Genomic DNA, 21,606 nt, shown 5'->3' with positions numbered 1-21,606 from the left:
CCCCGACGACCGCGGAATTCCCATTCCGCACCGCCACTCCCCCACGCCCTTCGCCGGCACCCGATGAGCCCGCGACAGCGCCCGAGGAACAGCGTTCCTTCGCGCCGAACTAGAGAGATCCGGTGAATCCACAGAAGTCTTGGGCAACCACGATCGGCATGCGCCCCAACCAAATAGCAGTCATCCTGTTCTGCGCGTTCCTGAACATGCTCGACGGATACGACGTCCTGGTGATGGGCTTCGCGATGCCGCACCTCCCGGAAGGGTTCGCGTCGAACGCCCAGAAGGGCTATTCGGTCAGCGCAGCGTTGGCCGGCATGGCCGTCGGCGCGATCGGGCTCGCCCGCTTCGCCGACATCTACGGTCGTCGCAAAATTCTGCTGATCGGTTTGGCCGTCAACACGATCGGGCCGGCGACCTCGGCCCTGTCCACCAATTTCGAGACGCTGTTGCTGACCCGGTTCGTCACCGGCATCGCCATCGGCACGATCAGCGTGGTGATCATCGTGCTCGGCCAGGAGAGCGCTCCGGAGAATCGGCGCAGTATCGCGCTGGGTGTGGTGATGATCGGCTATCCGCTCGGCACGATGCTGGCCGGGTTCGCCGGAGCCGGGCTGCTCACCTGGGTCGGTGGCGCCTGGCAGGGGATGTTCTGGATCGGTGCGGCATTCGGCGCCCTGTCCCTGGTTGTCACCGGCCGCCTTCCTTCGTGAATCCGACGAGTTTCGCCAGCGCAGGGCCACCGGCGAGTCGAAGCGACAGGTCGTCGCCACCGCCGAAACCCGACTGTTGGGCCAGACACTGCGGACACGGACGATCTTGCTGGCCGGCGGTTATTCGATGCTGACGGCCGCCTACTACTTCGTCGGTACGTGGACTCCACAGTTGATCGAGAACGCTAGCGGTAACGCCGGTAGCGGTGCGGTCGCCGGGATCATGATCGGCTTGGGCGCCGTCATCGGCGGCACCCCTTTTCGGGGCGGTCGGCCTGAAGTTGGCCGGCGCGCGGATCGCCGCCGTCACCGCACTGGTGGCGGCCGTCGCGATCGCCTTGTTCGCGGTGACACTGCGCGGACCCATCGCACTGACCACTGCTGCTGTGCTCGGCGCGGCGATCTATGCGGCGCTCACCGGGTCCGCCGCGACATCCACTGCCGTCTACCCCGTACTCGCCCGGGCCAAGGGCTACGGCGCGATGATGGGAGTTGGCCGGGCCGGCGCGATTCTCTCGCCGATCATCGCCGCCACGCGTTGAGCGTGTTGACGCCGCGCTCGATGTACCTCGCGGTCATCGGTCCGTTGACGATCGCGGCGATCGTCGCATTGGTCTTGATGCGGATACGCCCGCCACGCGAACCCGAGCCGCAGACACCGCGAGTGGCTGTCGCGACCTAGTGAAGCGCGGCCAGCCGGCGGCACACGCTAGCCGAGACCGGCCACGAACATCTTGATCAGGGTCTGCGACATCTGATCGCCGATTTCTTCGACCCCGAGCCCGCTGCCAGACTCGAACCATTCGCCGATCAAGGCAAGCTCGCCCAGTGCGAGATGCAACCTGCCGTGCAGTCGATGGGCGGCGGTATTGTCGTGTCCGACCTCCGCGATGTCGGCGTTCAGCGGCGTGCCAACAGGCGGTTCCAGCATGTGCTGATCGGTATGCTGAAACTTCGCTAGGCGCTGCTGGAGATCAGCTACGGAGGAAGCCATGAGCGCACCGCGTCTTCCGCTCGCACGCGCGGTTTCGCCCCTGGAGCTGTTCTTCGACCTGGTCTTCGTCCTGGCACTGGGTCAGCTCACCCATCATTTGGTAGCGCATTTGAGCTGGCGGGGCGCGGCCGAGACGCTGGTGGCGTTGATCGCGGTGGTGGGTATCTGGACGTTCACCACCTTCGAGATCACCATGCTCGACGTCGAACGCAAGACCACCCAGATCATCACCGTGGTAGTGATGGCGTTCGGTCTGTTCGCCAACGCCGGGATCGCGCACGCCTTCGATGACAGCCCGTGGCTGTTCGTGGTGCCGATGCTGGCCGCGCTGATCGGACCCTGCGTCTACGCCGCGGTGACCGCGCCCGGCGACGCCCTGCGCGAGCACTTTCTGAGGGTGCTGCTGTGGTTCGCGGTCTCCACTCCCCTGTGGCTGATCGGCGCGGCGGTAGAACCCGAGACCCGCCTGTGGTTCTGGGCCGCTGCGGCCGCGATCGACCTGATCGGAACCTGGGCGGCGCACCCGATCCCCGGGCGGCGGATCCATTCGCGGCAACTGGCCTTCGATGCCGAACACATCGTCGAACGGATGCGGCTGTTCCTCATCATCATGCTCGGTGAGACCGTGCTGACGCTGGGCCGGGTGATCACCGAACACCACGACGACGCTCTGGTGCTGACCCTCGCCTTCGGCTGTTTCGTGGCGCTGGTGTGCCTGTGGCAGATGTACTTCGCCCGCGCCGAGCGCGAGGTGGTCCGCCACATCACCCGCACCGCCGACCCGATCGCCGCCGTGCACCTCGGACTCAGTGCGATCTACGGGGTGGTGGCCGGGCTGGTGATGTTCGCCGCGGGCGCGGAAATGCTGCTCGGCCACGCGTACACAGTCCCCGCCGGTATCGCGGGCGTGCTCGTCCTGACCGGCCCCGCGGTCTACCTTCTCGCGCAGGCCTTCTATTTCTACCGTGAGACGCGCAGTGACTGGGTGCCCCGAGTGGTTGGCGCGGCAGTGCTGGTCGCCGCGTCGATCGTCGCCTACCGGCTACCACCGTGGTCGGTGGTGGCGCTGCTCGTGCTGAGCCTCGGTGGACTGGCCGTTCGACTGTCCCGCACGAGCACGTCCGCGAACACCACCACCGCATAGACACGTCTGCCGATACCGATCCGTCCCGCGCGGCCGAGGCGGAATTCACCGGGCGTGGCGCCACTCTCTTCCGACGGCATCATCCGGCGACGGAGCCTTGCGCTCGGCCACACGGTACGGAACAGAGCGAGGGCCACCGGTGTTCCGGTGGCCCTCGCTTCGTTGTTTCGAGCCGATCAGCTCAGGTGCTTGCCGAAGAACGGCACCAGGCTCTCCAGCGCCTCACCGGTAGGGCCGGGCTGGTCGTACAGGTCGTAGTGCGACGCACCCTCGACCACGACGAGCTGCTTGTCCTTCGACGCGGCACGACCGTAGAGCTCCATGCTCAACCGCTGCGACGCGAAGGCGCCGGGCTTGTCGCCGATCACGACACACAGCGGCTGGGTCAGGAAGACCTCGACGCGGTCGTAGGCATCCCAGTCAGCCAGGGCGGCCTGGCGACCGAAGTTGAAGCTGGTCTTACCACCGGGAGCTCGGCCGCGATCGGTCTTGTAGTAGTCGGTGGCCTCGAGCACATCGATATCGGTGACACCCGCCTGCTTCGCCGCCTCGACCGACGGCGGCAGCAGATCGTTGATCACCTGGGCCTGACCACGCGCCTCCGCGGTGCGCTGCGCCGCGATGGCCTCGAGCATGCCCATCGGGTTGTACTCCGAGAAGCCCTCGCGCATCAGCCGGCCGACATTGCTGCCGACGACGGTGCCCAGGGCCTTGATCCGACGGTCGATCTTGGTGGCCGCCACGGCGTAGCCCGCGCCACCGCAGACCGCGAGCACACCGATGCTGTCCGCGTCGACGTAGGGCAGGGTGACGAGATGGTCGATCACAAAGCTGAAGTCGCTGGTCCGGAAACCGGGATCCTCGACCGAACGCGGATCGCCACCGCTGTCACCTTGGAAGCTCGCGTCGAAGGCCGCTACCACGAAGCCGGCCTCGGCCAGCGCCTTGCCGTAGATATTGCCCGACGTCTGCGCCTTGCAGCTGCCGGTGGGGTGGGCGGAGACAATGGTGGGATACACCTTCGACTCGTCGAAACCCGGCGGGAAGTAGATATCGGTTGCGATGTCCCAGGCCCAGCCCTTGACCGCCACTGTCTCGATGTTGTCTGCCATGACCTTTCCTCTCCCGTTCTCTAGCTATTCACTGGCTACAACTAGAAAGCTACGGCCGTTTCAGCAGCGCTAGAAGGGCAGAACAGGACCTAGGAAAGATCCTTCCCACTCCGAGCAGGAGAGCCGGATACGACCGGCACAGCGATCCCACGCTGCGCCGAGACCTGCTGCATGCGCGACTGTCCCGTCCGTTCCGGTCGGTGCGGCACATGACCGAGCTCGCCGCCACCTTCGATGAACGCGGGATCGCTCTGGTCGTGCTCGAACAGGGCATCGACACCACCATTCCGGCGGGCGGTTCCTGTTCCACGTCATTGCCGCCATGGACGAGATGACCGCCGACCTCATCAGCGAAGGCACCCTGGAAGGACTCGAATCCGCTGGTACGCGGCCGCGTCGGCGGACGGCCCGGCCGACCTACGAGTGACACATATTATGCGTTAAATTTTATACGTCCGGCGATTCACTCCACGTCCACCGGGTAGGTCTCGGAACGAGGCAAACCCACAAGCAGAGAGGCGTAACGCGATGACTCGCACAACGGCAAAGGCCAAGGCGGTACTGACCGACGTCGGCGCGAAGGCTATGGGAGCGGTCGCGCCGAACAAGGTCATCGACCCGATGGTCGAACTCTGGGCGCACGGAAAGCGGAGTCCGGTGTATCGGCGCCCCGACGAGGTCGGGCTGGCATACGAGGATGTCTTCTTCCCCTCGATGGACGGCCTGACGCTGGAAGGCTGGTTCATTCCCGCCGACTCGGATCGGCTGATCATCCACAACCATTTCCTGCCCGGCAACCGCTACGGCTACGCCGGTCACCTCGAAGGGTTCCAGGACTTCGGCGGGTTCGAGGTGAACTTCCTGCCCGAGTACAAAGTCCTGCACGATGCCGGCTATAACATCCTGTGCTACGACATCCGCAATCACGGCCTCAGCCCTGACGGACACGGCCGCACGGTCGGGATCGGTCTGCTCGAGTACCGGGACGTGATCGGCTCCATCCGTTACGCGAGGTCCCGGCCGGACACCGCGGCCATGACCACCGGACTACTGAGCGTCTGCTTGGGAGCCGACTCGACCTTCGTCGCGATCGACAAGCATCCCGAGGAATTCACCGACATCAAGGCGATGATCGCGCTGCAACCCATCTCCGCGCGCGCGTTCGTCGAGCGCACCATCGTCGAAGGCGCGGGCATCGACAACGGTGTCGAGCTGTTCGACGCGGCGCTGCGCGCACGCACCGGGTTCCGCGTCGACGAGCAATCGCCCATCCCGCGTGCCGCAGCGGTGCGGATGCCGACGCTGGTGGCGCAGGTGCGCGACGACACCCTGACTCACCCGTCCGATGTGCAGGCGATCTACGACAACATCGGTGCCGCCGACAAGAAATTGCACTGGATCGAAGGAACCGACCAACGCTTCCGCGGGTACAACTACTTCGGTGAGCAGCCCGAAGTGATGCTCGATTGGTTCGACTCCCACATGAAGTAGACGTCCCCGGCTCCGCACACGCGTAGCGGCGACTGCGGTGGAGGAGGCGCTCCGGTCAAGACCCGCCTCGCTCGGCCTCCTCCACCACCCAGGCTGCGATCTGAGCGCGCGAAGTGAAGCCGAGTTTGGTCAGGATGTGCTCGACGTGGCCCTGCGCGGTGCGCTGCGAGATCACCAGTTTGGCGGCGATCTGCTTGTTGGTGAGTCCTCGCGAGACGAGGTCGGCGACCTGCCGCTCACGTCTGGTCAACTCCGAGGAGCCCGACGGGACCGTCGTACCGCCGGGCCGTTCACCCAACGCGTACGCCGCGGCGGCGTCCATCCCCATCGCCAGGCCACGCCGCAATGCCGCCTCGAATCGGCGATCACCGAGCTCGCGACGCATGCGCTGTTCGCCTTCGCGATGGAAACGCGCCATGTTGGGGAAAACACTCGCGACGCTGCTACCGGCCGGCCAGGCTCCCTGCGCAGCGCCCATCAGAATGGCGCCACGCTCTTCGTCCCCGTGCTCGACGGTCCACGCCAGCGCCTCGAGGCCGAAGGCGGCCACGAACGGGTTGTTCAGCCGCTGGTTGAGACGCAGGGCGTTCTCCAGCAGTCGCCTCCCACGATGCCGCTCGCCTTGGCGCCAGGCCGCGACGCCCATGCCGCGCAGCGCTGCCGAACGATGCAGAATTTCGCCGCAGGTCTGCGTGGCGGAAAGAATCTGCTGGTAGCACGTCGCCGCCCGTGCTGTGTCGCCGCTCAATTCGTATGCCCAACCGAGCAACGTCAGGGCACTGAAGCGTAGATTGTCCGGCGCCTCCGGACCGAGTGACTTCAGGGCACGCGCGAAGGCGGCGCGGGCACGGGCGGAGTCTCCGCAGGCGAGCGCGAGGGCGCCCTCGGCGTAGGCGATGCGCGCTTCGACCACGGGAGTGGGCGATTGTTCGGCGAGCGCTCGTCCCTGCTCCAGCAGGGCGGTCGCCGCCTGGAAATCGCCTTGCGCCGCGGCCAGCTGGCTGTCGGCACGAAGTGCGTTGACGCGATCGGGTATCGAGTGAGCGCGCGGCTGGGCCAGGACTCGATCCAGCCAGGCCCGGCCTTCCCCGTACAGACCGCGGAAGTTCCAGAACTCGAACAGCGCGGCGGCTGTGCTCATTCCGGCGTCGGCGGCTCCGTTGGTGTCGTCGGACAGGAATGATTTGAGCGCTTCACGAAGGTTGGGTTGTTCGCGATCCAGCCGCGCGATCCACTCCGGCTGCCTGGCGCCGACCCACTCCGCTTCCCAGTCCAGTGCCAGCTGCCGGTACCAGTGGCGGTGGCGTCGGCGCAGATCCTTCTCTTCGCCGGACCCACGCAATTTCTCCCGGCCGTAGTCCCGCAGGGTCTCGAGCATCCGGAAACGTACGATGCCGTCGGTTTCCTCACGGAGCAGGATCGACTTGTCCATCAAGGACGACAACACATCGAGCGCGCTGTGGGCTGCGAGATCGAAGCCGCATATCTGCTCCGCGGCGTCGAGTTCGAAGCTTCCCGCGAACACCGACAACCGCGCCCACCACCGCCGCTCCAGCGCGGTGCACAACTCGTAGCTCCAGTCGACGCACCACCGCAGCGTCTGCTGCCGGGGCGGCGCCGTCCTGCTGCCGCGCGTGAGCAACGCGTACCGATCGTCGAGACGCCGCAGGATCTGCTGCGGCGACATCGTGCGCATCCGGGCGGCCGCGAGCTCGATCGCCAGCGGCACTCCCTCGATCCGGGCGCAGATGCCGGCTACCGCGGTCTTGTTGGCCTCATCGAGTTCGAACCCCGCCACCGCGGCGGCCGCGCGATCGGCGAACAGCGTTACCGCATCGAAGCGAGCCAGCCCCTGCAGCGACGGCTCCCGATCCGGATCCGGGACCGTCAGCGGCGACACCCGCAGCAGCACTTCGCCCGCGACATTCAACGGCTCGCGACTGGCGACCAGGACCCGCAGGTCAGGACAGGCCCGCAGCAACGTCTCGGTCAGCTCGGCCACCGCGTCGACCAACTGCTCGCAGTTGTCGAGCACGAGCAGGAGTTCCCGCGAACTCAGATACCCGACCAGAATCTCGAGCAGCCGCTCGGCCGACTCGTCCCGCACACCCATGGTCGCCGCCACGACCTCGACCAGCAGCGAGGGGTCCGAAACGTCGGCCAATTCGACCAACCACACCCCGTCGGGAAAACCACGCCGCGAATTCGACGCGGCTCGAAGCGCCAGCCGCGTCTTCCCGACGCCCCCGCTCCCGGTCAACGTCACCAACCGCGACGCCGACAGCAGATTGCGCACTTCGGAGACTTCGGTGCGCCGACCGACGAAACTGGTCAATTCGAGCGGCAGATTTCCCGGCCCGCTCCGACCGACCGCCGCCGACGCCGTGACGGATGTGCTCATCTCACGGCGCGTTCGCAGCGGGTCATCGTCGGTCATCGGTGCGAGTCGATCCGAACACCAGGCAATACGCTTACCTTTCGCCGATGTCCAGCGTATCGCCGCGGACCATCGCCGGGGGACCATCCAGCTACGCCATCGCATTGCTCTTCTTCGGTTCCGTTGGAAAGCACGACCAAGATGGATCGGCCGCAGTGCCAGCCCCGGGCGATGGCCTACTTCTCGCCGCTCGCCGCAGTTGCCTCACCAACATGGCGCAGATATTATATATTGCATATTGAGCATAATGGCTCACCGGGCCGGTGGACCGCCGTCTACACCCGACGACGGCCACATCGTCGAAGGACCCTGATATGAACGTATTGATCGAAATGACCGCACTGTGCCTAACGCGCCCCGCGCACGGCGCCGACACGGAATCGCTCGCGGCGTGGTACGCAGCTAAAGCCCGCCTGCACGAACATCTTGCCAGGCAAGGCGGGCCGGACAGCGCCAGAGAACGGGAACTGGCAGCCGCCGCCAAGCGGCACTCGCTGCGCCTGGCCGGTACCTAGCGGTGCCTAGGTGCAAACTCTCCCACGCACGACATCAGTCATCGAGTTCGGCACCAAGACACTGCGCCATCCGGAGGTCGAGGATCTGACGCCGGCCTGGGATACGTTCCGCTCCACCGGGGACTCCGACCAGCAACTCGTGCTTTGGTCGGCCGAAGCGGGGAGCACGTCCCATGAGAAACTCCGCATCCTCACCTCATGGACCGCCCCGCTCCCCCATGCCTTTAACTCCTGGCGCCCAGCGGCGCGCCGGGCAAGCCTCCGGAGTAGAAGCAGTGACAGAGCGAATTCGCACGGACGTCAGCGAGATTCTCGACTACTTCGGCCTATGCGCGGACTGCCACTACCCCGCGTCCGCCTCGCTGCTGATACACCACTATTCGGATGGCAGCACGCGACGCGAGATCATCGCGACCTGTGGACTGCCGTGCGGCTGGCGCGCACCCGTATCGCCGACGAGGATGACCCGCCCACAAGGTTCAGGCCGATGAAGGAGTGAACCGCACCGGCCGCGCCAGAACGACACGGGGCGTTGCCACTTCGCGCCGCGGAGACGGCGGCCATCGTCGCGGATCGAGCCGCACAGGGCGGCCCCGGCGACACCGGCGGTTCCGCATCGCGCGGCCGCGCCGCCAGGGCACATGCGCGATATATTGTATCTGCGATCAGTGCTGCACGAAGCGGTGCCCGTAGGGTGGCGCATCCGTGTGCCGCGAGCAGAGGAGGAGCAGCCGGTGAAGTCGAACGGGGCCGACATTCCCGCCCGTACCCGTGCCCGGCATCAGCAGTTGCCCGACGAAGTCGCGGCGTATGTGCGCGAACAGATTCTGTCCGGCAACCTGCGTCCAGGTGAGTTCCTTCGCATGGAGCCGATCGCCGAGGCCGTCGGTGTGAGTATCACTCCCGTCCGGGAGGGGCTGTTGTCATTGAGCACCGAGGGACTCATCACCCTGCTCCCACGCCGTGGCTTCGTGGTGGCCGCCTTCACCCGCCAGCACATCCGCGACCTGTTCTGGGCCCAGAGCCAACTGTCCGGCGAGCTGGCCGCACGTGCGGCCAAACGGATCACCCCACAGGAGCTGGATCGACTGACCGATCTCGTGGCCGAGTGCGAGGCCGCGATCCAGCGTGGTGACGTGGACGAGATCGGCCGGCTGGGTCACGAGTTCCACCGCACGATCAACTTGGCCGCCGATTCCGATGGCCTGGCCCGGTTGCTGGCCAACATCGTCAAACACCTGCCGAACCATTTCTACGCCTCCATCGAAGCTCATGTGAAAACCGCCGCGCCGCAACATGAAGAGCTCATCGAGGCGTTGCGCAAACAGGATTCGCGTCGTGCCAGGAACCTCACCGAGGCGCACATCATCGAGAACGCCGACTACGTGATCGAGATGCTCGAGAAGCGCGGACTGTGGACCGATGAGGTGGCCGCGGGCTGACCCGCACCCCTCCGGACCTGATCACTCCGGCCGACACGGTCGCCGCCAGGCCGGCATGGTCACTGTCCAAATTGCTGGACATTTCGGCATCCGAACCAACTCTAGTGTCGGTTCGAGCCCGAGACGCCACTTGTTCCACCGAGTGGACGTGACGGCTACGTGGGACGTGGCGCGAGTCAGCCCGCGGTACCGGTACCGCAACTCCTCGGAATCGGGACCAAGGGGTACGCGCGGCGCTGGACGCGATGGGAGTCACAAGTGTCAAGGAATCCAGTAACACGCGGCGGGGTAATCGAGGCGGAGTCCCCGGACACGCGTCCGCCGCTGTCATTCGCGACCGATGCCGTCGACGAGGTCGGCCTGCTCGCACGCAGCGTCATCGACTGCTTCACCACCGGTGTCGCACTGTCAGGCGGGATCGCGGGCGTCGAGAGGGACCGGATCACCCAGCTGGCACAAGAGTGCGTGCGGCTGGCGGTCGGTGCGGTCGACGAGGACGGGACAGAACAACTCGCGGATGCGGCCGCCTCCTGGGCGCGCACCGGAATCCCGCTGGAAACGGTCCTGCGTACCATTCGCGAGACTCTGCGAGCGAGCATCGGACAGCTCGCCGTGGGCGGCCGCCACGGTGACGGATTTCATGCGTCGGACGGTAACGACGTCGCCGTAGAACACCTTGCGATCGCGGTGCTCGAGCTTCTCACGCTGTTGGACTCGACGATCTCCTGCGCCTACGTCCGCGATCTCCATACCGGGGCAGGACATGTTCACATGATGACAGCGGAGCGCTACATCGCGACGCGGACGTTGGCCGCGGCACTCCTCAGCGGACACGTCACGGCGGCCGCCGCACGCGAATGTGGCATCGAGATAGCCAGAGAATATTGGGTTCTCGCACTCGCGATTCCGCCCGAGCCCGATCGGCCGCGGCACAGCTCTCCCCCGCTGGTCGCCGACCGCCGCATCACGGGCACCATCGAGGCGGAACTGGCCCGCCGCAGCGACGACCGATCATTGTCGATTCTGTCGGTAAGCGGCGGCACCGTTCTGCTGCCCACCGATATCCCCGACGATCTACTGGATTCGTTGGTAGGCGACGTCGCCCACGCGGCGGGCGTGCCGATCACCGCGGCCGTCGTCCGCTCGGCAGCCCCCGATATTCCCGACGGCGCGCGGCAGGCCCATGATCTTCTCGACATGGTGCAGCAGCTCGGTATGACCGGCGGCGTGTATCGGATGCAGGATCTGGCCCTCGAGTACCAGCTGACGCGGCCAGGGCCGGGGCGCACACACCTGGCGGCGTTGCTCGACCCGATCGATGAGCATCCGGAACTGCTGGCCACGTTGTCCTGCTATGTCGCCCACGGTTCGGACAGGCGGCTCACCGCGCGGGCACTGTATGTACACCCCAACACCGTCGACTTCCGCCTCAAGCGGATCGCTCAGCTGACCGGCCTCGACACTGCTCCCTCTAAGGGGCTGTGGCACCTGCGCTCGGCACTCGTCGCCCACAGCTACCTGAAGACGGGCTCGAACAGCTAGGCAGTGTCTCGAAGTAGATGGCGAGGTCATAGCCATTGGTCGATGGCGGCGATCTGGATGACGGCGAGGTAGCGGTTGGCGAGTTTCTCGTAGCCGGTGGCGACGGCACGGTGTTTTTTGAGTCGGTTGATGCCGCATTCGATGGTGTTGCGGTGCCGGTAGATCTCACGTCCGAACGCCGGTGGTCGTCCGCCCGCGCGGCCGTGATTACAGGACTGGTCGGCGCGCCGCGTAATTGGCGAGGGCGTCAACGCATCCGAGCTCGCTGTGAGTTCTGTGCCAGCGCAGACCGAACCCGGCCTGTCCGGGTCCGTGCTGACCGTCGCCGAATTTCGCGAGGTGCTCGACACAGCGCTGTTCGCGGCCAGCGGGCGGGGCAGGGTGGCCTTCGTCCACCAGCCCTACGCGGAGTTCCTTGCGGCGGCGTATCTCGCGCGCCGTGGCGTGACAGGTCAGCGGCTGATCTCGGTTCTGGGCGCCGACGTCAACGGCCTGGTACCCGGACCGATGATCGAGGTGCTCAGCTGGCTGCTGGTTTCGGGCTCACCGGTTCCAGTACATGCAACCTGCCGCACTCACCCGCGGCATCTACATCGTCTACTGGACCACGCCCACACTGAGGCCGTCGTCATGGGCCAAGAAGTATCGGGACGCGAACGCACTGGCCGAGGATCTGCGCGAGCACGCGCGGCGCCATCTCCCGGTGTGCGACCGTCGGGCAGCGTGGTCCCTTTCGAGGATGGCCTGCGCGTGGGGGAACCCCAGGCTGACGTTTTGGGTTATCCGGGCCAGTCGCTGCGTGTCGGATCGTTTGTAGCGCAGGCACTCCAAGGTGCGGTCGATGCCTTCGATTTTGGTTGTGGCGGTGTCCGACTTGATCTGCCGGGACCGGATCGTGGCGGGGATGCCGCGCTCGAGCGTAGGCGCGGTTGGCGGGCGAGGAATACGCCGGCCACTTGCCGCATCGAACTCGTCCACACCAGCATCCGCCGATACCAGCGCCCCAACGGCGAAGTCATCGCCCTGCTGGTGATCGCGCCCTAGGTCGCGCCCCGACAGGGCCGAGCGCGAAGCTTCGGAAAATCCGCAGAAGGAGACCGCCCGAATCAGCAGACCCTGGGTGACTCGACCGGTAGCCAGCCCGAGAGTCGAATGATCTCCGCCGCGATCTCGGCAATCCCGCGCCCATCGGTCACGACTCGATGGACGCCCGGTCGACACCCGATATCCAGTCGGTGGGCCATAACCGCACTGCGTTCGAGATGCGCGTCCAGAACAGAACCTATCTCCCGCTGGGAAAGTCGCTGGCGAGCAGTCTCGTCTGTGCAGGTCAGCAGGATACCGACGATAGTGGGGCTATCACCCATGGCCGCGGTCAGCTGATCGACAACCTCATCCAAGACGCTAGCCGTGTTGGTGTAGATCATTCGTCGATACCCGAGCGCACGATAGTTGGCCCACATACCGGCCAGGTTCCGTTCCGCGAGCCCATGCTCCCATGTCGGCGGATACGCCATATCAAGGAAGTCGCCCTCGATCAGGCAGTGACGCGCTCCCGCAGCGGACAACTGAGCGTGAACCTCGAGACCGACACTACTTTTTCCAACACCCGACCGGCCCCCGATGAACAGCGCGTCGGTCGGCACGCTCACACCCGGACTCCCTACCTCCATCACCTCGACTCTACCGCCACGACCAAACACACTGCCCCGTCGGCCGAACACTGGTGTCCAGATTCGCGATCACACGAATCGCCGTCTCAGAGGTGGTGTCGGATTCGCGATCAACTGATGCCCAGGTTCACAACCGTAGCCAAGGAGTCCGTGGTCGGTGCGCGGAACGTCGTTCTCCAACGGTGCCACCCATCGGGTCACCGAAGTCGTCGGTGCCCTTGAAGAACGACTCCATCTCTGGACCCACACGAGTACAGCACAGGTACTGACGCGACCCCGTCGATCGGTCCAGTGACCTGCCTCGTGAGGTCGGTCCATCTGATAAGCCCTGGGCAACCCGGTGTGCCGCGGATCGTGCCGGTGTAGATAACCGGGTAGCCAGCTACCAGCAGACCTATTCCGAGGGATTGTCTTCCACGGCGACGGACATGGGTCCTGGAACCGAGGTTGGTTCTATCGGCACCATAAGTCCGTCTGGCCAAATCGCTGATTCTGAGTTCAAAACGCTGACCAAGTTTGCATCGGCAAGGTACGCCTCAGACAGGTCCGTGCCAGCCAGATCCACCGCGGTCAAATCCGCACGATGGAGATATGCCCGACTCACGTCAGCGCCTGCCAGTTTCGCGCCGTGCAAGTTCGCGTAGGTCAGATCCGCGCCTGCCAGATTCGCGTGCGTGAAGTCTGCGCGTGTCAGCTTCGCGCTATACAGGTTCGCGTAGGTCAGATCCGCGCCTGCCAGAGTCGCCTCGCTGAGATTCGCGCCTACCAGGTTCGTCTCACTCAGGTCCGCGCCTGTCAGATCCGCCCCTGTCAGGTCGGTATCGGGAAAGTTGACATGGAGACGACAGCGCGGCAGCGATACCTGTTTCAGGCTTATGAGATTAGATGCCCACGACCTCGGGTCATCCAGAGGTCGATGTCGGCGCTCAGTGATGATGCCGACAATGGTTTGGCGTATCTCACGCTCTGGCAGATCGGGCTTTGCGGAGTCGTCCGGTCCCGGGAACGGAACTCTTAAGTACCACTGCAAGAGGTCGATACAGACTTGACGCTCCTGGTCTTCGCCGAAGGCATGCCAATCGTCGGCGAGCGCAGACAGTGCGTACACCCCTGCCTGGCGGATGGCCGGGGAGTCGTGTGCTAACTGAGCAGCGATAGCTGTGTAGCGGTCACGGAGGGCCACCTCGTGCGCACGTCGGGTGTCGTCGTCGTGGCGTTCTCGTTCCCGATCCATATCGGCTTTGTGATGTGTTTCGGCTTGATCTCGGCTTCGCTGCCCGTGAGCCCGGGACAGCTGGGGGTCAAGTGGCCCCAGTTGGCGGTCCCTGCTGAGCCGCGGCAGCGCATCAACCCGGGACACCACGGACTTATCAGCCACTACGTACCCCATCCCCAATTGATGTTTCGCACAGTCCCGGGGGTGCAGACGAACCTGTGCCATCCGGCATACGGCATCCGGGCTGCGAGCGAACCAGGCCCGCGCTCGTACGGACGGCTGGCGTTTATCCCGTGGTGGCCGCGGCGCGGCGGCCACCACGGTTTCCGCGATCAGGCGCCTGTATCGCCACGCCGAGAACGACAGGACCATCCACCCATCCGACAACCCCGCCGCCAAAGTGACCAAACCACGGCCCTAATCCAGTTCACGGCACCACTGTCGCCCGAGCAAGTCCACAACCTCGGACGCATCGCCTCTACGACCGGAAACGACCGTCCGCTCGACGCGTTGATCTTGCGGCTGCTCATCGAAACCGACTGCCGCCGTGACGGTTTGATTCGCCTTTCCATCGACGACCTCGACATCGCAGACTGCCTGGTTCGACTCCGAGAGAAGGGAGGCACGATACGGTGGCAACCGATCTCCCCCACCCTGATGCAGCGCATCCTCGACCACGTCGAAGCCCGGAGCGGACCAGAGACCACTGGGCGAATCCTTCGCTACCGAGACGGAAGATCTGCAGGGCGACGACGGCTGGACTATCTGTTCACGCGATTCAGACATCTCGTCCCGTGGGCGGCGGCGCTCGGAATCAGCGCCCACTGGATACGCCACACCACCTCGACCTTCGTCGAACGACAGTTCGGCATCGCCGTCGCACGGGCCTATGCCGGCCACGAGGACGGACGTTCGGCGGGCGGACCTACCACGCTCACCTACACCAAGGCCGGACTGCTGGACGTGACCGAGGCACTGATCACACTCACCGGCGAGCCTCACCCACTGCTGCCGAACGCCAATCGACATCCCCGCCACCGAACAGATGGCAACATATCAGCAAACACGAAGCTTGGGGTAACGTAACGCGGTATGAACCCACAGACGTGCGAATTCGCTGCGGAATGGGTGTTCTAAGCTGGAATAGTACGGCCTATGCCCTGGCAGTAGGGAGCGCATGAACATCCCAACAGCGCCTCAGCCGGAATACCGGCAGGCCTGCTTCGCCGATATCGAAGACATCGCGGCCATCGAGGCCGAGGTGTTCGCCGAGCCGTACCGATATCTGATGTTGCGCCAGCTGTTCGATCTGCACGGATCCGAGTGGCTGGTCGCGGAGGTGGACGGCGCGGTGATCGGTTACGCGCTGACGCTGGAGAAATCCGGCCGGGCGCTGCTGTTCACGTTCGCGGTGGCCAAGCGGTACCAAGGCGGAGGCTACGGTCGCGCGCTGCTGAAGCGCACCCTCCAGACGTGCCGGACCGTGGGCGCCGAGGTGATGTATCTGACCGTGCGGCCGGACAACCAGCTGGCGAGCAATCTGTTCAAGCGAGTCGGATTCGAATTCGTCGAGCACGACGACCGGTATTTCGGGCCGGGTGAGCCCCGGGACGTTTTCGAGTACCGACTGAGAGGCCGACCGCTAGACTCGTGACCATGGGGGAGATTTCGCCCTTCGTCGCATCGGTCTCGACCCGGATCACCCGACGCGCAGACGAATACACGGCCGAGATCGATCGAGGTGGGCGCACCGAGCAGGAAGCGCTGGAGCAGTTCGCCACGCATGCCGAGGCGATCCTCGCCGACTACGACCCGCCCAGTGCCCGGCGCCACTCCGACTCCCTGGTGTTCCGGCACCTGTACGCCGCCGCGCGGCAACCGAGGCCCGACGAAGCGGGCTGGCGGGTGCCGAGCGCGATCCCGGCGGCGCTGCTGGCCGCGGAGATCGAATTCCGCGGTCCGCTGCGGCTGAGCAGTCGGCAGAACACCATGTTGGCCGAGGAGTACGAGCAGTTGGGGGCACAGCTCTCGGCGGCACGACTGCCCGGTCACGCGGCCCTGGCATATCGCAGAGGCGCCGCGCTGTACCGGATGAACGAGGACGACGAGGCCGAGGACCGCTGCGGTCTGCGCCTGGCCAGGGCCCGCACGCTCGCGCTGCCGCCGGGCCTGCGGCGCTGGACCGGGCAACTGTCGTATGTGCTGTGCGGCCACGGCTATCGGCCGTCCTGGCTGCTCGGCTGGGTTGCCGTGCAGTTGGTGCTGTTCACCGTCGCCGCTTTGGCCCTGAGTGGGAACACCTCACCGGCCGCCACCGTCTACACGTGCGTGACCAGCTTCATCAATCCGCTGGGCCCCGGTGACACCGAGAATCTGCGCCCGGCCGCCCGGCCGCTGTTCGCCGTGGAGGCGTGGACGGGCACCGTGTCGATGTCGGTGTTCTTCGCCCTGCTGGTGCGCAAGTGGTTCCGGATGTAGCCGGATCGGCCGCTACCATTCGGCGTCGAATGCCTTGTGCCGCAGCGCGTCCAGGGTCGCCACGGCGATACGGTCGCGCAGCCGTGCGACGAGGGTGTTCCACTGGCGGGTCAAGCCGGGATCGACCTGGAGCTCCCGCCACAACGCACGCATCGAGGCCGGGGTGTGCGCTCCGGGCATCCACAGTCCGGTGAGGTCTTCGAGCACCGGGGCCAGGATGTCGGTGCGTTCCCTGCTGTGCGAGGGGAAGCGGTCGGCCTCGGCCAGCGCGTCGGCGACGACGGTCAGCAGCCAGTCGTGCGCGGCCAGATCCTCGCAGAACCGTTGCGCCGCGTCGAGATCCGCCTCGTCGCGCACGATCATCCGAACCGTCCGGACAGTGGCGTCGTCCAGGTGCAGCGCGGCCGCGGGACCCGCACTACCCCCGATCCGGGCGACCCAGCGCAGCCGGGTGGCGCCCGCCCGCACCGGCGGCTTCTGATCCAGCCTGGTGTCGGCCCGCAGGCGAGCGAGCAGGCGTTCACTGATCGAGGCCAGGTCCAGTGTGTCGGCGTCGATCGGCCCGGCGAGGTACCCTTCGGCCAAAGCCGCACCTGCGGTGGCTCTTTCGGGAATCCGGCCGATGACCTCGGTCACGCCCTTCTGGCTGAGATAGTGCGACCAAGTCTTTCTGCGCCGTCCCGCGGCGCGCACCACGCGGGTGCGCGCGGTGGATTGCAGCACGCGTCCGCCGGACAGCACCGCACTGGTCGCCACGGTTCCGACGATGTGCGCGGTCTGCTCGCCCAGGGCCAGATCGCAGTCGACGCCGACCGCGGTGGTCGGCGACACCGCCAGCGTGCCCGGCCGCTCCCGCCACCGCACCGTGCAGCCCGGCATGAGCGCCAGCAAATCGCAGGCCTCCGCTCCGGTTAGCGCGGTCGCCGAGGGCAGCAGGCAGGTGCGCACCTCACCGAGGACGACCAGGGGCGTGGTCGCGGCCATCTCAGGCCCCGTCGAGCAGCAGGTGGGAGAGCCGTTCGCTGACCTCGCGCGGCACCGGAACCGGCGGAACCTCCTCGGCGCCACGAGTGATGATCTGCTCGACCACGTCGTCGTCGAGATCGAGGTGGTCGAGCACCAGCCGTACGGCGTGCTCGATGCCGATGTACCGCTTGGGCAGCATCGACAGCGTCTTGTAGGCGGCGAACGGCGCGGCGGACGGATTGAGCTGCACCACCGGCGGTATGTCCTGCCAGCGGCGCGGCGTGAGATCCTCGCGGCGCCATGGTTGCGGGTCCACCACGGCGTCGCCGTGGTAGCGCAGCATGCCGAGCCGCAGCAGATGCCAGACGGCGGCCAGGAACGGGCACGACCAGCGCCGCACCGTCACCCCGTCGACGACGTGCCTGCTCCACAATTCCACGTCGAGGAAGATCGAGTGCTCCCGGCGGCCGAACTCCTCCGGCGGCTGATAGTTTCGCTGGCGCATGGCCTGGCCGCGTTCGTCCTCGGAGGACCGGCGCCCGTTGCACAGCCATCCCGACTCCGCGGTCGGCGGCCTGCGCCCGGTACTCGGCGGCGCGGGCTCGGCGACGATGCGCGCGGCCACCATCTCCGCCACCGGAATCGGCTCGCCGAACGCCACGCCGTCGACGAACTTCGCGGCCCGCCAGCAGCCGGACTCGCGCGCCAGATAGTCGATGACCAATCCGTTCTCCTCGGCGGCGTCCAGCAGCTTGGCAAGGATGACGGAGGGATCGGTGTCGGGCTGGAAGTAGTCGTCGATCAGGTAGCAGGTGCTCACCCGGGCGTTCGGGCCGAACTGTACCTTGGCCGACTCGATGAAGGCCGACACCAAAGGGACGATGCGCCGGAACTCCGCGCCGACCCGTTCGATATCGGAGGTGATGTCGTTGATGTAGAAGTGCCCGACCTCGATCGACAAGTGCGACAACGGGACCGAAGCGATTCGAGGCTGTTCGGTCGCCTCGCTGTAGCCCTGTGTATCCCGCATCTACAGCCTTTCCCAGGTGGCGATGTCGACCAGTCGGCGAGCCAGTTCGGTGTAGGCCGACGCGGTCGCCTCGTTGGCAATTTGGGCGTTGACGTCGGCGTCGAGGATGAGCTGTTCGCGCCGCTGCAACACCGGCTCGATAGGGGTGGAGCCGAGGACCGCCGTCGTGCCGAGCCGTTTGGCGGTGGCCAGCCGCCGCAGCGCGGTGTCCTGCTCTTGCAGCCACGCCGCCTGCGCCGGGCGCTGAGCGACTCCGTGCCAGTTGGCGTCGGGCACCGCGGTGCGCACGTATCGCACCGAGCCGAGCAGTTCCTCCGGGTCGTGGCCGCATTCGGCGCCGGCCTTCAGCAATCCGTGCGAGCCGTACACCAGACCGGCGGCGGCCAGGATGTGCTGGCGCGTCCAGCGGTGGAAGATCAACCAGCGGGCGGTGCGCCCGCGCAGTTGCGGCAGGGCGGTCGCCTGCAGCACGATCTGCAGTGCCGCGGAGCGGCCCGCGCTGAGATCCACGATCACGACGGGGAACTCCTGATCCAGCGCCACCAGCAGTTCCGCGCAGCGCTGCACCACCGCGTCGTCGTCGGTGAGGAATTCGGCGCCGCCCTCGTCCCCCGGCAGCAGCACCAGCCTGCCCGAGTTGGGACCGATGCGGCGCAGTTCCGGCCGATCGGTCGCCGCGCCGACGTCGATACGGGCCACGGTTCCGCTCTCGCCGAGCAGGTAGGAATGCACGCCGCCGCGCGGCACGCCGCGTTCGGCCGCGCTGATCTCGAACAGCGCACCGGCCGTGGGCGAGCCGAGGTCGAAGTCGGCGTAGGCGACGTTGAGACCGGAACGGCACAGCCGGTAGCCGATGTTGCAACTGGTCACCGATCGCCCGGTGCCGCCCTTGTCCGAGGTGGAGAACACCAGCACCTTGCCACCCCTACCGTGTCGCGTCCCGGCGGGCGTACGCCAGTTCGTCCAGCTGGACCAGCGCCTGCGTGGCCAGGCTGTAGGCGGTGCCGGGACGCTCGCGCAGCACGCGGCGTGCCCGGTCGAGCGATTGCCGGATCCGGTTGACGGCAGCCTGTTTCGGGGACACATCCTGGCCTTCGATTTCCAGTTCCTCCTGATTGAGCAGATGCTCGGCCTCGCTGAGCAGGTCCACCGCGCGGGCGACCATGGCCTGCGGAGCCAGCGGAGGCTGCTCGAAGGTGCCGTAGGCGATGACCAGGCACTCCATCATTCGCTCCGTGACGAACCAGGACGGCCCTCCCGGCTGCGCGTCCACGGAGCCGACCAGCCGGCCGATGTCGTCCCACAGGCCCAGCACCGGGCCGTCGCGCAGCACTCGCTGGTCGAGGTGTTCCATCGCCGCTTCGGCGAGTGCCATCAGCTGGTCGCGGGTGTCCACGTCGGTGCGCAGGCTCGCCGCCTGCAGGCAGCGTTTGAGCAGCATGGTCGCGAAATCCGGCACATACCAGACCAGCGGCGGCCCCGGGGCGACCTCCTCGCTGCCTGCCAGGTTCAGACGCACACCCGGATAGTGCAGCGGCGCGGCCGGATCGCCGACGGTGAACCGGCTGGTGATGCGCCCGCGGCGGGCCAGCTGATCGAGCACCGCCACCGTGCGCGACAAATCCTCGGTGCTCTCCCGGTAGACCAGGTCCTGGATGAGCATGGCGGCGATGACGAGACTGAAGTACTCCGATTCCTCGCCGTCGGAGGTGCGCCACGGAATGTCCTCCAGCGGCCAGCGACCGCTGCCGAAGCGCGCGACCCTCGACCAATAGTTGCGGGTCAACTCGAAGCGCAGCTGCAGCGCGTCGGCGAGGGTGCGCTGTTCGTCGCTCAACAGGTCGAGTTCCCGGATGCGCTGCGACGACAGGTCGATGATGCCGTCCAGGGCGACTGCCGTGAAGTACAGGTAGGGACGGGATTCCGCGTGACCGGTCGCGCTGCTGACCCGGCCGGGCACGATCTCGATGGGTTCGGAGCTGTGCACGATGCCCCAGCTCCACCCGCACTCGAAAAGCCGCCCGTCGTCGGCGATATCGACCTCGCTGGTCTGGCTGAGCCTGACCTCGTTGGCCGCTTGCACCCGCAGGCGTTCGAGCTGCGCCGACAGCCGTTCGATGATTTCGTCGGCCGGCGTGCGGGTCTGGTTGAGCATGTAGACGATCGACTGCCCGAACTCGGTCTTCGGCTCCGGGGTGTGGATGACGAAACTGCGTACCAGGCCGGCCATCGCCGCGGTGAGCCGCGCACTGGCCTGTTCGATCACCCCCGGGATCCGCTCGCGCAGTTGCCGGGCCTCCAGCCGGACCTCGCCGCTGACGAAACGCTCGAATCCGCGCAGGAACCGCAGCGCCGCGATGCACAGGCTCAGCGACATCGAGTACGAGTCGACGATCTCCACCGCCAGTTGGCTGTCGGTGAGCGGGCTGTCGTCGCCGGAGCGCAAGTAGGAGCCTGCGGCGAAAACGGGTTCGCCGTCGGGTCCGGTGTAGCGGCGCAGATAGTCCTCCACCAGGGCGACCAGCACACCACCGATGCGCGTCTCCTCACCGAACGGGGCGAGCGCGGATCTGACGTCGGGACTCATGTCGTTCGGCTGGTCCAGCGCGAAGGCTGCGATCTCGGTCGCCGGATACAGCAGGCACAGCAGCTGTTCGGCGTCGCTGATCGAATTGGGGCCGTCGCGCCCGCCCCACCGCCACGTCCCGTCCACATAGGAACACGCGAGCACCGCTCGCCACAGCTCGAGCAGCTGCTGCCTCGGCCGAATCCTCATTTGTTCTCGGACCTCGCCCCCGCGTTCGACCGGCGGCGCCGGACGTCGTTACATAGAGTGTGCCCTGCGGATGTTCA

At 66.4% G+C, this 21,606-nt stretch carries 23 protein-coding genes; 13 read left to right on the top strand and 10 right to left on the bottom strand.

Annotated elements, in window-relative coordinates; genetic code table 11:
* The first annotated feature begins 158 nt into the window (after positions 1-158).
* Both IU450_RS40020 and IU450_RS40015 read left to right on the top strand, forming a co-directional pair.
* Positions 159-713 (top strand): MFS transporter, encoded by a 555-nt coding sequence (locus tag IU450_RS40020; RefSeq protein WP_228835103.1) that lies wholly within the window; start codon positions 159-161, stop codon positions 711-713.
* 281 nt (positions 714-994) lie between these two features.
* Positions 995-1,255: a hypothetical protein gene (locus IU450_RS40015; RefSeq protein WP_228835102.1), complete on the top strand. Its 261-nt coding sequence runs from the start codon at positions 995-997 to the stop codon at positions 1,253-1,255.
* A gap of 167 nt (positions 1,256-1,422) precedes the next feature.
* Here the strand turns inward: IU450_RS40015 and IU450_RS25315 are convergent, their stop codons facing one another.
* On the bottom strand, positions 1,423-1,707 hold the full coding sequence (locus tag IU450_RS25315; RefSeq protein ID WP_195152249.1) for a hypothetical protein: 285 nt from the start codon (positions 1,705-1,707) through the stop codon (positions 1,423-1,425).
* On the opposite strand from IU450_RS25315, the gene IU450_RS25310 reads away from it, so the two are divergent.
* Positions 1,706-2,851 carry a low temperature requirement protein A gene (locus IU450_RS25310; protein ID WP_195152248.1) on the top strand — a complete coding sequence of 382 codons (1,146 nt, stop codon included), beginning with the start codon at positions 1,706-1,708 and terminating at the stop codon, positions 2,849-2,851. The two genes, IU450_RS25315 and IU450_RS25310, sit on opposite strands and share 2 nt — an antisense overlap.
* A gap of 176 nt (positions 2,852-3,027) precedes the next feature.
* Here the strand turns inward: IU450_RS25310 and IU450_RS25305 are convergent, their stop codons facing one another.
* Entirely contained in the window at positions 3,028-3,963 is a 936-nt protein-coding gene (locus IU450_RS25305; protein ID WP_195152247.1) for an alpha/beta hydrolase, read from the bottom strand.
* Between the two features lie 26 nt (positions 3,964-3,989).
* Between IU450_RS25305 and IU450_RS41010 the strand changes: the two genes are divergently transcribed.
* Entirely contained in the window at positions 3,990-4,298 is a 309-nt protein-coding gene (locus tag IU450_RS41010; RefSeq protein WP_324197831.1) for a recombinase family protein, read from the top strand.
* Positions 4,299-4,548: 250 nt separating this feature from the next.
* Positions 4,549-5,454, top strand: coding sequence for an alpha/beta hydrolase family protein (locus IU450_RS25295; RefSeq protein ID WP_195152431.1), 906 nt, complete (start codon positions 4,549-4,551; stop codon positions 5,452-5,454).
* A gap of 55 nt (positions 5,455-5,509) precedes the next feature.
* Here the strand turns inward: IU450_RS25295 and IU450_RS25290 are convergent, their stop codons facing one another.
* On the bottom strand, positions 5,510-7,891 hold the full coding sequence (locus IU450_RS25290) for an ATP-binding protein (protein ID WP_195152245.1): 2,382 nt from the start codon (positions 7,889-7,891) through the stop codon (positions 5,510-5,512).
* 314 nt (positions 7,892-8,205) lie between these two features.
* Between IU450_RS25290 and IU450_RS25285 the strand changes: the two genes are divergently transcribed.
* The 4 genes from IU450_RS25285 (at position 8,206) to IU450_RS41005 (ending at position 11,390) form a co-directional block, all read left to right on the top strand.
* Positions 8,206-8,406, top strand: a complete 201-nt coding sequence (locus IU450_RS25285) for a hypothetical protein (RefSeq protein WP_195152244.1) — start codon at positions 8,206-8,208, stop codon at positions 8,404-8,406.
* 10 nt (positions 8,407-8,416) lie between these two features.
* Positions 8,417-8,905: a hypothetical protein gene (locus IU450_RS25280; RefSeq protein ID WP_195152243.1), complete on the top strand. Its 489-nt coding sequence runs from the start codon at positions 8,417-8,419 to the stop codon at positions 8,903-8,905.
* A gap of 235 nt (positions 8,906-9,140) precedes the next feature.
* A complete protein-coding gene (locus IU450_RS25275) occupies positions 9,141-9,848 on the top strand; it encodes a GntR family transcriptional regulator (protein ID WP_324197816.1) in 708 nt (235 codons plus the stop codon).
* A 258-nt stretch (positions 9,849-10,106) separates the two neighbouring features.
* On the top strand, positions 10,107-11,390 hold the full coding sequence (locus tag IU450_RS41005; RefSeq protein ID WP_195152241.1) for a PucR family transcriptional regulator: 1,284 nt from the start codon (positions 10,107-10,109) through the stop codon (positions 11,388-11,390).
* A gap of 26 nt (positions 11,391-11,416) precedes the next feature.
* Here the strand turns inward: IU450_RS41005 and IU450_RS25265 are convergent, their stop codons facing one another.
* Positions 11,417-11,641, bottom strand: coding sequence for a transposase (locus tag IU450_RS25265; RefSeq protein ID WP_228835100.1), 225 nt, complete (start codon positions 11,639-11,641; stop codon positions 11,417-11,419).
* A gap of 25 nt (positions 11,642-11,666) precedes the next feature.
* Here IU450_RS25265 and IU450_RS25260 point away from each other — a divergent pair, with 25 nt between their 5' ends.
* Positions 11,667-12,434 carry a hypothetical protein gene (locus IU450_RS25260; RefSeq protein ID WP_195152240.1) on the top strand — a complete coding sequence of 256 codons (768 nt, stop codon included), beginning with the start codon at positions 11,667-11,669 and terminating at the stop codon, positions 12,432-12,434.
* Between the two features lie 62 nt (positions 12,435-12,496).
* Here IU450_RS25260 and IU450_RS25255 read toward each other — a convergent pair whose 3' ends face one another.
* Both IU450_RS25255 and IU450_RS25250 read right to left on the bottom strand, forming a co-directional pair.
* The gene (locus IU450_RS25255; RefSeq protein ID WP_228835099.1) at positions 12,497-13,042 is read right to left on the bottom strand and encodes an AAA family ATPase; all 546 of its coding nucleotides are present in this window, start codon (positions 13,040-13,042) and stop codon (positions 12,497-12,499) included.
* A gap of 415 nt (positions 13,043-13,457) precedes the next feature.
* Positions 13,458-14,297 carry a pentapeptide repeat-containing protein gene (locus tag IU450_RS25250; protein WP_195152238.1) on the bottom strand — a complete coding sequence of 280 codons (840 nt, stop codon included), beginning with the start codon at positions 14,295-14,297 and terminating at the stop codon, positions 13,458-13,460.
* A 186-nt stretch (positions 14,298-14,483) separates the two neighbouring features.
* Between IU450_RS25250 and IU450_RS25245 the strand changes: the two genes are divergently transcribed.
* The 3 genes from IU450_RS25245 to IU450_RS25235 all read left to right on the top strand — a co-directional run bounded on the left by IU450_RS25245 (position 14,484) and on the right by IU450_RS25235 (position 16,757).
* The gene (locus IU450_RS25245; RefSeq protein ID WP_324197815.1) at positions 14,484-15,365 is read left to right on the top strand and encodes a site-specific integrase; all 882 of its coding nucleotides are present in this window, start codon (positions 14,484-14,486) and stop codon (positions 15,363-15,365) included.
* A 91-nt stretch (positions 15,366-15,456) separates the two neighbouring features.
* Entirely contained in the window at positions 15,457-15,933 is a 477-nt protein-coding gene (locus IU450_RS25240) for a GNAT family N-acetyltransferase (RefSeq protein WP_195152237.1), read from the top strand.
* A 2-nt stretch (positions 15,934-15,935) separates the two neighbouring features.
* Positions 15,936-16,757 carry a hypothetical protein gene (locus tag IU450_RS25235; protein ID WP_195152236.1) on the top strand — a complete coding sequence of 274 codons (822 nt, stop codon included), beginning with the start codon at positions 15,936-15,938 and terminating at the stop codon, positions 16,755-16,757.
* A 12-nt stretch (positions 16,758-16,769) separates the two neighbouring features.
* Here IU450_RS25235 and IU450_RS25230 read toward each other — a convergent pair whose 3' ends face one another.
* From IU450_RS25230 to IU450_RS25215, 4 genes are read right to left on the bottom strand one after another with little or no spacing between them, the layout of a single operon-like run.
* A complete protein-coding gene (locus IU450_RS25230; RefSeq protein ID WP_195152235.1) occupies positions 16,770-17,741 on the bottom strand; it encodes an SCO2521 family protein in 972 nt (323 codons plus the stop codon).
* Position 17,742: 1 nt separating this feature from the next.
* Positions 17,743-18,753 carry an SCO2522 family protein gene (locus IU450_RS25225; RefSeq protein ID WP_195152234.1) on the bottom strand — a complete coding sequence of 337 codons (1,011 nt, stop codon included), beginning with the start codon at positions 18,751-18,753 and terminating at the stop codon, positions 17,743-17,745.
* The gene (locus IU450_RS25220; protein WP_195152233.1) at positions 18,754-19,668 is read right to left on the bottom strand and encodes an SCO2523 family variant P-loop protein; all 915 of its coding nucleotides are present in this window, start codon (positions 19,666-19,668) and stop codon (positions 18,754-18,756) included.
* Positions 19,669-19,678: 10 nt separating this feature from the next.
* Positions 19,679-21,529, bottom strand: a complete 1,851-nt coding sequence (locus tag IU450_RS25215; protein ID WP_195152232.1) for an SCO2524 family protein — start codon at positions 21,527-21,529, stop codon at positions 19,679-19,681.
* Between the last annotated feature and the right edge of the window lie 77 nt (positions 21,530-21,606).

This window comes from Nocardia abscessus (assembly GCF_015477775.1).
Classification (GTDB): Bacteria; Actinomycetota; Actinomycetes; order Mycobacteriales; family Mycobacteriaceae; genus Nocardia; species Nocardia abscessus_A.
This window is presented reverse-complemented; position numbering and strand designations above follow the sequence as displayed.